This is a genomic window from Rhodococcus sp. PML026 (genome assembly GCF_000963615.1).
Lineage (GTDB): Bacteria > Actinomycetota > Actinomycetes > Mycobacteriales > Mycobacteriaceae > Rhodococcoides > Rhodococcoides fascians.
In genome coordinates, this window is sequence record NZ_KQ031367.1 from 186927 (window position 1) to 199239 (window position 12313).

Below are 12313 nucleotides of genomic sequence, written 5' to 3' on the forward strand. Positions count from 1 at the left end.
GCGGAGTTAGATTTCGCCCTTGTCCGGCAAGCTACGCGTTCTACCCGAATCAGCATCGATCGTACGAGCCCGACCTTTGGATCCGGGCTGGACACGAACGGTGCCGATGTAGCTACGCGCCACCCAAGCGTTCATTAAATTGGGGCTCGACCAGAGTGCTTCAATTAGTAGCAACTCATACAAACGGTCAGATATTCTACGCTCATCTTAGGTACCCCAGATAGCTTTTAAAGCGTCATATTCGTACATCGGCAACGTCTCGGGCCATTCCTCCTCGAACAGCATTGACGCGCTATCGAGACGCTCGAAGATTAAAATTGACTCAGGCTGATGTATCAGCAGTGAGGGGGCCTCCTTGACGGTCTCATACCGGGTGTAAATTCGTTGGAGCTTGTCCTTGTGTTTGGAAACAAAAACCGACAACCGCTCCACGTAGGCCGGCAGGTCAGCGCTGTCGGGTAAGGCTGCGCCGAGTTCGATCAAAACAAATCGGCTCAGCGAGCGGTCGAATTCGCTGGCGCTGAACATGAAGAAGTGACGCACGCACGCGTCGATCAGGGGCTCGACCGCGTATCCCGGAGCCGCGACTATCTGGCTCATTCGGCGGTTCACCTCCTCATCGAAAATCTCCATCAACGCCGCGAGTCGGTGCAGCGCCCGCTTTGTGTCGCTGTCGGGCTCGTGACTCGGTTTGTACACAAGCTTGTGATCCATCTCGGACCACAGGTTTTGAGCAGCAGTTCTAACTTGAATCTCGCACGCCATACCGACAGAGTCGGAGCTCAAGCCCTTCACCTGCAGGTGAAGGCCCAGGTAGCCGATCTTCCGTTGCTCCCACAGTTCCTGAGTCTTGTCTTGCCGCTCGACCACCTCGAGGGCCGGGTGCTCCGCCACAACCGTCTCGATCCGCGCGATGTCAGCAATATTCTCCACGGTCACACGTACCCCGACCTTGTCGGTTACATCTGTCCATGGGTCTGGGTAGCTCTTCCGAAGACACTTGCCGACGAAGCTTGCCGGGTCTTTGACACGCGCCGACACCTTGCAGGAGACACTCAGCTTATTCGTAGCGGAGCGGATTGCGTCGGCGATCGAATCACCGAAGGCTGTCAGAACTGGCGTGTCGGCAATCAGACGATCTCTCGCCTCCGCAATCGTGGTCATCCTCGACTGCTCAACTTTTTAAGGGTATCCACTACCCTTATCTCGGTTCGTCCGCCATCTGCGTTCTCCACAGTCACGAGGTCTTGCGCCTGTTCCGGTACGCTAACTTTAACGCCGCCATCTGTTTCATATTGAACCTTCCGAAGACGCGATTTTATGTCATCGATGTTCTTGATGAAGTTATCTTGCACCCCAGCTGTTGTAAGTGCAGACACAAAGGCATCCCTGTCTGGCAGATCCAGATTGTTCCTTGCGAAATCTTTCAGACTGACCTGGTGTGAGTTGTTGTTCAGTTCCGCAACCAGGGCGATTTCGTACCTGGCCCGCTTCTCGCCGTCCTGTATCTTCTCGTTCAAGAACTTTTCTGATTCTGTATGGAAGATTCTGGTTGCCACCCGAGGGTCTTCATGCAGAGTGCATTGTAGAAATGTCTCGAGGAAGAAATCGGCAATTTCCGATCCTCTCGATTGGGGGTCGCTAGCCCAACCCTCCAGTGTTTCATCCGCGTCCTTTAGCGGAAAAAAGACTGCGACTTTAAAAACTCGCGTCTTTCCCGTCAGGAATAGATCTCTAAGATACTCGACGTTGTATGTTGTTTTTCCTTCAACGTCAGCCGATACCGCTCGCGCTCCTTCCTCCTTTTCGAGTTTCAAAATCGCGATGAATTTGTCGTTCGCATGCGCGCCGCCCATGGTCACCAGCAAACCGGCGGACATCGAACCGGACTGTGAGGCGACTAGATGGTTCGCTAGTTTCTTGGAAAGCTCAACGAGTGAAGGATCCTCCTCGACGAGATAGTTTCGGATTTGACCAGGTATGTTGCGGGAGTTGTCGCTGTCTATCTGGTGCCTTGAACGCGCGAAGCTCTCGCTCACCTTCCGCTCAAAGAACCTCGCAACGTCCACGTCATACGGAGAGATTGCTTCACTCAGGGTTGGAGCAGCCTTGGTGGACCCGGCGGTGAAAACCTTCGGGATCTGGTGTATCACCCATTCGTCGACGGTGACGTCACCGGTATCTAGACTCAAGGCAAATACTCCTCACACGCGCGAAAGTGTTCCGTAAGTATGTATACGCCACACACGCACATCTGCGGTGCATTCCCAACTCGCCGACGCATATGTCGCCCTCGGCGTGGCGGCTCCTAAGCACATTTGCCTGGGTCGCGAGGGGGAAATGCTCTTTCGTCGGCCTGTTTGTGCTGGTCACGGTACCGCAGAAGGCGTAACGCTTGCGGCAGTGTCGCGGGTGTGTGAGCTAAGCGTGCGCAGCTGGCAACGGACAACCAACTGTTCAGTCTCCGGTGAAGGCGAGGTGCCAGATAGGCGCTGGGACGTCAGCGCGTCCGGTGTCGGCGGTGCGAGTTCGACAACCGGTGAAGAAGGAGTCCACGGCCCGAACTGATGCTCGTATATGGGTGCAATGAGCCAACGCATTGTGGAGTGGAAATTTGCAACAGAGCGACGCTGTCAAGGTCATTCAATTCGTTGCAACAGAGTTTTCCCGAAACATTGCAGAAGCAGCGCGTCTCAGAGTTGCAGGTCCGGTCGAGCCTCGCTTCGATTCGGTTGGGACGAGAACTCGATGCCGAGAGAATCCCGGGTCGACCGCGCCGAGATCCTGACGAGTCGATCTTCACGACATCCCGCGCCGTCAATCCCCGCGCGGAGCGCCTCCGATCGGATGGTCGACGATGTATTTCACCTACCGCGTGATCGTCGCGGTGCTCGGTCTGGGTCTGATCCTGGTCCACTTGCTACCCTCGCCTCCGCCGCGACCTCGTCCGGTGCTGCAGTGGTGAACCGGCGTAACGAGGTCGCGTCTGCGATCGACGAACTCGTCATCTCGATGGTTGTCACACTCACTGTCGGCATCGCAGCGACCCTCGTCACGGCTGGAGGGTCAGATCTGGTCGCAGCGGGGGTCACCGCTGCGCGGATCGCGTCGACAGGCAGACGAATCTACAACGTGATCGGCGCGCTGGAATCGGATGTCGTTGTGACGACCTCGGCGATGACCGAGATCAGGGCTGACAGTGCGGCTGGCAGAGACGACAGAGAAGCCGCTTGCGACGTTCGAGATCAACGAAGACGGCACGGTCAAGACGTCTCCGGTCTTCCCGAAGTGGAAGCAGGACGCCTGGGAGCGGTACATCGCGAACGGCGTCGACCTGACGATGGAGGATTGGAGCAGGAAGTACGACCAGCTGATGGAGAACGTCGGGAACGGCTCCGAGTGGGACCTCCAGGTGGGAGATCTGCTCGGGTGCAGCGAGGAGAACGGCGACGCTGGGCGTCCACCGAGATCCTAAGGGCGTCTGCGAGGGACTCTGGGGAAGTTCGGCTTCGATGCGCCGATCCCAGTGCCACGTCGATTCCTCGACGGCCAAGGTTAACGCTGCGGACTCGTGAACCAAACCTCTCGGTATGAGTAAACCCGGAGCCAACGCCATCTCAGCCCAGATGCCCCAAAGCTGTAGGTGCCAATGCCAGGCAGGGAGACCGGATCCCTGTTCGCAGGCATGGCCCGGGTCTCATCGCTTACGGTGCGATAGTTTATAAGTCAACAGCAGCGGATCATCTGTCACCGCTCGAAGGGTATTCGCCACTGTCTGGTACTTCCGGTTCCGAAGGTCGACCCTCTTCGGTCCTTGGGTCGGAATTGTTGCTGGCGCGAAGCATTGCAGAAGATCGTTCGCGAATTGCCCACATACCCGCTGCCACCAAGATTGTCAGTCCGAACAGGCCCGCTCCAATCTCGCCATCGACCACGTTTCTTCCCGTAGAAGCGACTCTCGCGTCGTCTACCAAATCTATGACACCCGAGTTGTGGCGCGAATGATCGCAATTGCTCATCGCAGGAACGTCTGTCGGTGATCATCGCGGCATGTTCTGCGAGTGGGCGTCGTTGTCTGCGCCGCCCAACGATGTTGACTAAGCTCCGAATCAGAGGATAGGAGAACGTAGATGGGTCTGCAGGAACTCGAGGCGTTGGTTCACCGAACGGCCACTGCTGGGGAACCTTTCGAGCGTGGAGCCGACGAGTCGGAACTCGGATACCTGTCCGCACTGGCCGCGAGGCCCGGCACGAAGTCGATCTGCGAGGTCGGGTTCAATGCCGGCTTCTCGAGCTGGGCGTTTCTCGAAGCCTCCCCCGACGTGACCGTCGTATCCTTCGATCTGGCCGCGTATGCCTACAGCGACGCCGCGAAAGCCCATGTCGACAAACACTTCCCGGGCCGACACACTTTGATCCAGGGAGATTCCCACACGACCATCAAGGCTTATGCCGAGCAACACCCGGACGCGCGCTTCGATGTCATCTTCATCGACGGTGACCATTCTGTGGAAGGTGCCCGCGCAGACCTCGACGATCTTCGTGCGCTCGCCACCCCGGAATCGGTTGTCATCATGGACGACATCACGCCGTGGCTCTGGTTCGGCGAAGGTCCGACGCAGGCCTGGCAAGAGGCCGTCGACGCGGGTCGGATCCTGCACACCAACTACTTTCGCGACGGCGAACCCGTCGACGCGGTGACTCCTCCCGCCGCGCGTGCCTGGGCCGAGGGCCGATACCCCTTCTGAAAACGGACGGGGTGTCGACCAGCGTTCATCGTCGACTGTCGGACACGGCCTGCCGAACCATGTCGGCGGCGGCGTCGGGTGTCGCTGCGAACTGAACGTTGTCGAACCGGTGCAGGTAGGCGTCGTAGATGCCGGATACTTTCCTGTTCGCGTTGTCCATCGCCACGACGCGCTTGCCCATCATCGCGGCCAATACGGCCGCATGCAGCCGATCGGTGAGCACGACGGGTGCGAGATTCAGAATGCGCTGCGCCACAAGGAGGTTGAGCTTCGCTGTCTGCTCGTACGAGCGAACGAGAGCGGGGTACAGCAGGCGATTCGCTTGGGGGAAGTTGTATGCGATTCGGGTCGGCAGCGTCACCACCGTCGAGATCGCCAGATCCCTTCCGTGCAGACCCCAGTCGTACTGGACGGACGACGCGTCGACGTTCACCGAAGCATGACCGAGGCTTTCGGAATCGTCGCGCACGAGTTTCACGACGTCCACTGCAGAGCCTTCGGCGCTGTGTGCGATCTCGGCACCGAAAGCCATGTCCGGACAGTATTCGACGCGGTTGTTCGGGAAATGGGCGAGCGCCAGCTCGTACGAACGCTGTTCACGCAGCATGAGGGTGAGGTCCGGGTGCTGTGCGTAGAGGGCCGCGGTCCTGTGCATGGCGTCGGCGTCGGAGTAGTCGATGCTTTGGGGGAGGCACACGATCTTGTTGCGAGGAAACCGCGCAACGATTGCTTCACGAAATTTCTGGTCCATCGGCCAGCGGTCACCGAAATTTCCTCCGCCCTGCAGAAACAGGGTCCCATCACCGACTCGTTGTTCGAGCAGATCGTGGTTGTGGGTGAACGGATCGGACACGTAGTCGACGTGCACGTCCAACCGCTTCAGGTACTCGACCTCACCGGCGTAGATGAGCGAGTCACCGGCATTGAAGTGATTCGGAAAGTCCAAGTGAGCCACCCGATCTCCGGGTTTGGCATGCTGCCGCATGACGGCCATGGTCTCTTCGCGTATCGCGTCGACTATCTCGTATGTCATCGGGGACTCCGTCGCAGGCCGCGGCCGAGCGCGGCCACCCGAATTCGGAGTGCGCCGTAGTGTATTCCGATGTAGTGGGCCCACAGACCGCTGGGCATCGGTCGTAGTACCTTCGGCAACCACGGATTGCGAATTGTCGCGAGATACAAGATTGCCGCAGTGTGCGCGGGAATCCGGGCAAGTGACGACGGATGAGGGCAGCCCGCAGCACGGTGCTTGGTCGACAGTTGGTACGACGTGCGTCCGTACGCGCGGCCTTGCAAGAACGATCGACGAACCGTAGTTCTGATGCGGTAGGCGACCGACGCATCCGCGGCATGTCCGAGAGTGAATCCTGCTTGCTGAAGCCTCCACGAGTAGTCGACGTCTTCGGCACCGCCCACGAGGTCTTCGTCGAAGCCTCCGACCTCGTCGAAGACTCGCCTCCACAGCGCGAAATTGCTTCCCGGGGCATACGGCAGGTAGGCGGTGGGAAACAGGGTGCCGTTCGGCGGGTTGTCTCGCCACGCCGTCACCTCGGGCGGATTGAGGGAATCGTGTTCGATTGCGCCGCCCACGGCGTCGTAGCTGTCGAGTGCGCGCACCATGGCAGTCAGCCACGTCGGAGAAGCGACGTCGTCGTGGTCGACGAAGGCGATGATGTCGCCCCGCGCGGCTTCCACGCCGACGTTGCGGGCGTAGGAGACGCCACGCTTCGCGGAGGCGTCGACGATGCGCATCGACAGAGGTAGAGGCAATTCTTCGAGATGTGAGCGGAGGCCGTCGGTCGAGCCGTTGTCGCTGACGATGAGCTCGACATCGCCTGTGTAGTCCTGCGCAGCGAGCGCGTGGAGCTGCTCGTTCAGTTCGGGCAAACCGTTGTACACGGGGAGGACGATGGAAACCAGACTGATACGCACGTTGTGACCCTACAACGAAATCCGGGTGCTGTTTGGTTAGGCATCCCAACCGTAGGAGTGGGGATCACACAACTCGAAGGGTTGTGTGGCACCGCCATTTACACACACAGTCCGACTGTCACCTCGGACCGATGTGGCTACGACTTTCCGCGCAGTCTCTTCTCCAACGGCGTCGGAAACGACGGGACCACCGCGGTACCGTCGAGCAGGGCGGTGATCCGATCGGCCTCTGCTGCAACCTCTTTCGATACCGCAGACCCGACGTCCTCGAGTACTTCCGTGACCACCGAACCGGTGGAATCCACGGCCCATCCGCCGACGATGCGTCCCTCCCACCAGATGGTCGGACCGATATTTCCGAAGGTATCGAACAGCGGGGCCTTGTGTTCGCCGAGATACCAGTGTCGGTGCTTCCACCCCATCGGTGTGGGATCCAAGGCGGGAAGCAGCATCGCCCGAGATGGGTAATCCTGGAACACTGTGTCGGTCAACATGATTCCATCACCCTCGGCCAGTTCGACGGCCACGGTGTCGAGTTCGGCGACCGCTCCACGGGTCTGCGTCTTGTTCCATCCCGTCCACCATTGCAGGTCGTCCAAGGTCGCCGGTCCGAACACGTCGAGCCAGCGCCGGGCCGCATCGGCTCGGGCGGAGGGCTCGTCCAACTCGGGAATCCCGTTGGGCCACCACTGATCGATCGGTGCCCAGGCATGTCGGCGCGACGTCCACGCGCCGCGCGGCTCGACCCGCACCAGCTTTCCCTCCGCGGCCATCATCACCAACACTTCGGAGGTCACATAGCGTTTGACGTCGTACACCTTGTCCGTGGTCGGCAGCAGAGCGGTCTTCAGTCCAGGGACTGCTGCGGACAGCTCCGCCCCGGTCGCCGTACCCATCGAGCGTAAAACGGCATCGGTCTCGGCTTCGGTTGCCGCCAGCCAGGATTCGACGTCGTCGATCACCGGTTCGGTCGGCAGCGTCGACACCTGCTTGATCAACCGGGTTCGCATCGTGCGGGCAACTCCGAGGCTGGCGGCAGCGTGGATCATCGGAACGTCGTCGTGCGCGACGACGAACATCGTGCGACGCATCGCCATCAAGCGAACCAAGCTACGACGTTCGTACATCGCGTCACGAACGTCCGACAATCCCAGCGAGCGGGCGCGTGCCAGCACGGAGAGATACACCGTAGCCGGATCGGTGGCATGCAGTGCGAGCAACGACGACACCACGGATTCGGCACTCGGGGTGTCGGACAAGTGCTGCGCGACGAGCCGCTGTCGCCGCTGGACGTCGGTGATCTTCACGGGCTCAGTGTGACTGCTCGCGGGGAGCGGGACCGACGAAACCGGTGAGAAGCGCGTCGGCGATATCGGTCATTCCGTGCGCGCGGGCATCGTCGGCGGCTCCGCCGTGGTCGTACTCGACGCGCTCGAACGACACCGTCCAGCTGCCTGTGTCGTGATCGTCGAGCACCGCGTATCGGGCGTGCGGAGACCCCGATTCCATGACGTGGGGGTAAGGCTGATCGTCGTCGTATGCGGGTGCGCCGACGCTACCCGGATTCACGACGAGCGTGCCGCTGGGGAGAGTCCACTGGCGCTGCAGATGGGTGTGGCCGCAGGCGATGACAGATCGATCCGTGAAACCTGCTGCCCTTTCGATGATTTCGACCTCGGTTGCCTCGCGAGAGCCGTGAGGGTCCACCGAGTGCAGGAAGTACTGCTGATCATCGGTGGGTGTTCCGTGTACTGCGAGGATTCCGTTACCCAGCTCCAGCGAGAACGGGAGCGAACCCAGCCAACGTCGATGCTCGTCGTCGAGTTGATCGTGGGCATGCCGATCCCAACTGCCCATGGAATCGGGCTCCTGCTCGAGGAGGTAGCGATCGTGATTGCCGGCGATGGTGGAGAAACCCAGTGCCATCAATCGATCCGCAGTTCGGCGCGGATGCAGTCCGCCGGAGAGCAGATCGCCGAGGTTCACCACGGAGTCGACGCATTGCTGTTCGATGTCTTCGAGGACGGCGTCGAGCGCCGCGATGTTGCCGTGAATATCGGCAATGAGAGCTACTCGCACAAGCACAGGATCGCAGCGTGGGCATTCGACTGCAACACGGCAACCCTCGTCGAGCGTTGGAGACTTCGCCCTCGGATCTCCGTCTTCGATGGGTGATTTCTCCATAGACCCTTGCCTGATGGGTCCCTAGTGTGGTCCAAGTCACTTCCGTTCGATGGAAAGCCGAGCCCATGCCTGCAGTCACGACGAAGCCCGAGATCGAAACCAGGGTGGTCAAGAAGGTCGCTCGACGCATCATTCCGTTCCTCGGGGTGGCCTACTTCGTCAACTATCTCGATCGCACCAACATCGGTCTCGCCAAGCTGACCATGAGCGACGAGCTGGGGCTCACCGAGACGATGTTCGGATTGGCGTCCGGGCTGTTCTTCATCGGCTACCTGCTGTTCGAGGTGCCGAGCAACCTGGCCCTGCACAAGTTCGGCGCACGCCGCTGGATTGCACGCATCATGGTCTCGTGGGGAATCGTGGCCGCCGCCATGGCATTCGTGCCGACGGCAGGGTGGCTGTACGGGCTCCGCATCGTTCTCGGCATCGCCGAAGCGGGCTTCTTCCCCGGTGTCCTGCTGTACATGACGATGTGGTTCCCGCGGGCCTATCGAGTTCGGCTGATGGGCCTGTTCATGTTGGCTCTGCCGGTCTCCTCGGCGCTGGGTGCGCCTCTGTCCAGTGCGATCATTCAATACATGGACGGGCTGTTCGGACTCTCCGGTTGGCGCGTGATGTTCTTGTTCGAGGGCCTGCCGGCAATCGTTCTCGGTGTGATCACCTGGTTCTACCTGACCGATCGGCCGTCGCAGGCCACATGGCTGGACGACGACGAGAAGAATTGGCTGACAGCGGAATTGGAGTCCGAGGGGTCGTCGAAGAGCGCGCACATCACCGGCTCGGTCAAGCGGGCTCTCACCGACGCACGAGTGTGGATGCTCGGGCTGGTGTACTTCGGGATCACCTACGGCCTGTACTCGCTGAGCTTCTTCCTGCCCAGCATCGTCGCCGGTTTCAAGAAGACGTTCGATACCGATTTCTCTCTCGTGACAACCGGGCTGATCGTCGCGGTTCCGTTCGCCGTGGGTGCTCTCGCCATGGTGTTGTGGAGCAGACATTCGGATCGTACCGGCGAGCGCACCTGGCATGTCGCGATCCCCACGTTGATCGGCGCGGTCTCCATACCTGTTGCGCTGTACATGGATTCGCCGTTCACCACGATGATCGCGGTGACGGTCAACGCAGTCGGAGTGTTCTGCGCGCTGCCGGTGTTCTGGTACCTGCCCAGTGCATTCCTCACCGGGGCAGGCGCGGCCGCGGGCATCGCGATCATCAATTCGGTGGGCAACCTGTCCGGCTTCGGCGCGCCGTACGTGACGGGCTGGCTACTCGACGCAACCGGGAACGCGCGCGCCGGACTGTGGGTCGTAGGCGGCGTCATGATGGTGGCCGTCGGGTTGGTGCTGGCGCTGCACCGTCGCACGGTGGACGACAGCACCAGCAGTGATATGGGGGCACCGGTCTCGCACTGACGACCGAGGGGATCCGGGACGGCAACTCGTCTCGACGCCGAGCGAATCGGCTATCGATCCGCGACCCGTCGCCCGTCGACCCGGATCGTGGGGAGCCACGTCGCCAAGGTGCGCCCGAGCGTGGCGACCATGCGCGGTCCGAAGACACACAAGGTGCGTTCCCACGGGTGACCGAAGGTCCCCTCGGTGAATTCGTCGCGGGCGAAGATGTAGTAGTCGCCGTCCGGGTAGACGGGTACCCGCCACTCGGCGTTCTCGGCCGCATCGGCGTGCGCTTGGGCATCGAAGCTGTAGCAGGGGTGTTGCCAGTCCAGGACCACAAACGTGGGGTCATCCGCAAATTCGGTGACGAAGCAGCGCAGGGCTTCCGCATTGACTGCGTCGACTCTCGCAGACCATGAGGCCATCGTGCGTACGGTGTCTGCGTCGAGGTCGAATGTCATCGACGGGGCAGGCTCAGCAATGGCCGGCCACGAGTCAGGTTTGGTCCCGGGCCGAAACCCGAACTTGTTGTCGAACAGCGACCAATGCTCCGGTGTCACGCTTCGGTCGAGTTCGGTCCACCCGACGGGCAACGCAGAGCCGAAGTCCATGGTCAGCTTGCTAGTCATAGGTCCATCGTCCCAGGGCTTGGGAGGCTGCGATCTCAGGACGCGAATACCTTGCCCGGGTTCAGGATTCCATGCGGATCGAGTGCTTTTTTCACTGCGCGGTGCATGTCCAGCACAACTGGGTCCAACTCCTGCGCCAATCCGTCCATCTTGAGCAGTCCCACGCCGTGTTCGCCGGTGACGGTTCCTCCGAGTTCCAGTGCAGCGTCGATGATCTCGGCGAAGGCGGCCTGAGCGCGCTCGCGCGCCGGGATGTCGTCGTGCGGAGTGATGAGCAACGGATGCAGGTTTCCGTCGCCCGCATGGGCGATGTTGGCGATCGTCGTCTCGTATCGCAGGCCGATCTGTTCGATACGCGACAGCATCTCGGGCACATGCTTCTTCGGCACACAGACGTCCTCGGTCAACACCGGTCCGAGTCGTTCCATCGCGGGGTACGCCAACCTCCGAGCGGAGAACAGGGCGTCGGCCTCCTCCTGATCGGTCGATACCGCAGACCACGTGGCTCCGGCCTCGTCGAAGCACGTCAGCATTTTCTCGGCCTGCTGGTCTCCGATGAGTCCGGGATCGTCGATCCGCCCGAGCAACACCACATTTGCCTCGACGGACAACCCCATGTTCTTCCAGGCGTCCACGGCGATGAGGCACTGCTTGTCGATCAGCTCGAGCGCGGACGGCGTCAATCCTGCGGCGGCGACTGCGGCCACGGCACGACCGGCGTCGACGATGCTGTCGAAGTAGCCGGCGACGGTGCGTTGTGGATTCTGCAGTGGGCGCAACTTGACGGTGATCTCGGTGATGATTCCGAGTGTTCCTTCGGATCCGACCATCAGACCCGCAAAATCGTATCCAGCAACGCCTTTCGCGGTCTTACGCCCGAGTCGTACCAATTCTCCGGTACCGGTGACGATCTGCATTCCCATGACGTAGTCGCGGGTGACGCCGTATTTGACGCAGCACAGCCCACCGGCGTTGGTGGCGACGTTTCCGCCGATCGTCGACCACGGCGCACTGGCCGGATCCGGCGGATACCACAGGCCCTCCTCTGCGACGGCTGCTCTGAGGTGATCGTTGACGACTCCGGGTTCGACGACGGCATAACGCTCGAGTACGTCGATCTCCTTGATGGTGTCCATCCCGTCGAGCGCGAGCACGACGCAGCCTTCGGTGGCGTTGGCTCCGCCGGACAAGCCGGTGCCCGCCCCGCGAGTGACGATCGGCGTTCCGTGGGCGAGACAGGCTCGTACAACGGTCTGCACCTCCTCGGCGGTACGAGGACGCACGACGGCAACGGGCAGCGAATACGGGGCCCACTCCGCCTCGTCGTGCTGGTAGGAGGCGATGACGTCCGGGTCGACCACGATGCGATCAGTGGGCAAGGCCTCGGACAGTTGTTCGACGAGCGTCATGTTCTCGACTCTAGCTG

Annotated in this window: 11 protein-coding genes; 3 read left to right on the forward strand and 8 right to left on the reverse strand. The window is 60.9% G+C overall.

Features of this window, described 5'->3' with window-relative positions; all coding sequences use genetic code 11:
- Positions 1 to 207: 207 nt before the first annotated feature.
- Positions 208 to 1164 (reverse strand): GTP pyrophosphokinase, encoded by a 957-nt coding sequence (locus VF34_RS02335; protein WP_032375430.1) that lies wholly within the window; start codon positions 1162 to 1164, stop codon positions 208 to 210.
- A complete protein-coding gene (locus tag VF34_RS02340) occupies positions 1161 to 2192 on the reverse strand; it encodes a nucleoid-associated protein (RefSeq protein ID WP_080733428.1) in 1032 nt (343 codons plus the stop codon). Before VF34_RS02340 ends, VF34_RS02335 begins: the two co-directional genes overlap by 4 nt.
- Positions 2193 to 3199: 1007 nt before the next feature.
- Here VF34_RS02340 and VF34_RS02345 point away from each other — a divergent pair.
- The gene (locus VF34_RS02345) at positions 3200 to 3475 is read left to right on the forward strand and encodes a hypothetical protein (protein WP_032375432.1); all 276 of its coding nucleotides are present in this window, start codon (positions 3200 to 3202) and stop codon (positions 3473 to 3475) included.
- A gap of 655 nt (positions 3476 to 4130) precedes the next feature.
- On the forward strand, positions 4131 to 4748 hold the full coding sequence (locus VF34_RS02350; protein ID WP_032375433.1) for an O-methyltransferase: 618 nt from the start codon (positions 4131 to 4133) through the stop codon (positions 4746 to 4748).
- Positions 4749 to 4773: 25 nt separating this feature from the next.
- On the opposite strand, the gene VF34_RS02355 is transcribed toward VF34_RS02350, so the two are convergent.
- From VF34_RS02355 to VF34_RS02370, 4 genes are all read right to left on the reverse strand, one after another.
- Positions 4774 to 5781: a polysaccharide pyruvyl transferase family protein gene (locus VF34_RS02355; protein WP_045840717.1), complete on the reverse strand. Its 1008-nt coding sequence runs from the start codon at positions 5779 to 5781 to the stop codon at positions 4774 to 4776.
- Positions 5778 to 6680: a glycosyltransferase family 2 protein gene (locus VF34_RS02360; protein WP_045840718.1), complete on the reverse strand. Its 903-nt coding sequence runs from the start codon at positions 6678 to 6680 to the stop codon at positions 5778 to 5780. Before VF34_RS02360 ends, VF34_RS02355 begins: the two co-directional genes overlap by 4 nt.
- Before the next feature lie 137 nt (positions 6681 to 6817).
- Positions 6818 to 7987: a winged helix DNA-binding domain-containing protein gene (locus VF34_RS02365; RefSeq protein WP_045840719.1), complete on the reverse strand. Its 1170-nt coding sequence runs from the start codon at positions 7985 to 7987 to the stop codon at positions 6818 to 6820.
- A gap of 4 nt (positions 7988 to 7991) precedes the next feature.
- Positions 7992 to 8759 (reverse strand): metallophosphoesterase family protein, encoded by a 768-nt coding sequence (locus tag VF34_RS02370; RefSeq protein ID WP_045840720.1) that lies wholly within the window; start codon positions 8757 to 8759, stop codon positions 7992 to 7994.
- A gap of 170 nt (positions 8760 to 8929) precedes the next feature.
- On the opposite strand from VF34_RS02370, the gene VF34_RS02375 reads away from it, so the two are divergent.
- On the forward strand, positions 8930 to 10276 hold the full coding sequence (locus tag VF34_RS02375; protein ID WP_045840721.1) for an MFS transporter: 1347 nt from the start codon (positions 8930 to 8932) through the stop codon (positions 10274 to 10276).
- A gap of 50 nt (positions 10277 to 10326) precedes the next feature.
- On the opposite strand, the gene VF34_RS02380 is transcribed toward VF34_RS02375, so the two are convergent.
- Together VF34_RS02380 and VF34_RS02385 are read right to left on the reverse strand one after the other, a co-directional pair.
- On the reverse strand, positions 10327 to 10887 hold the full coding sequence (locus tag VF34_RS02380) for a DUF2716 domain-containing protein (RefSeq protein ID WP_045840722.1): 561 nt from the start codon (positions 10885 to 10887) through the stop codon (positions 10327 to 10329).
- Positions 10888 to 10922: 35 nt separating this feature from the next.
- Positions 10923 to 12296 (reverse strand): FAD-binding oxidoreductase, encoded by a 1374-nt coding sequence (locus VF34_RS02385; RefSeq protein WP_045840723.1) that lies wholly within the window; start codon positions 12294 to 12296, stop codon positions 10923 to 10925.
- Positions 12297 to 12313 lie beyond the last annotated feature (17 nt).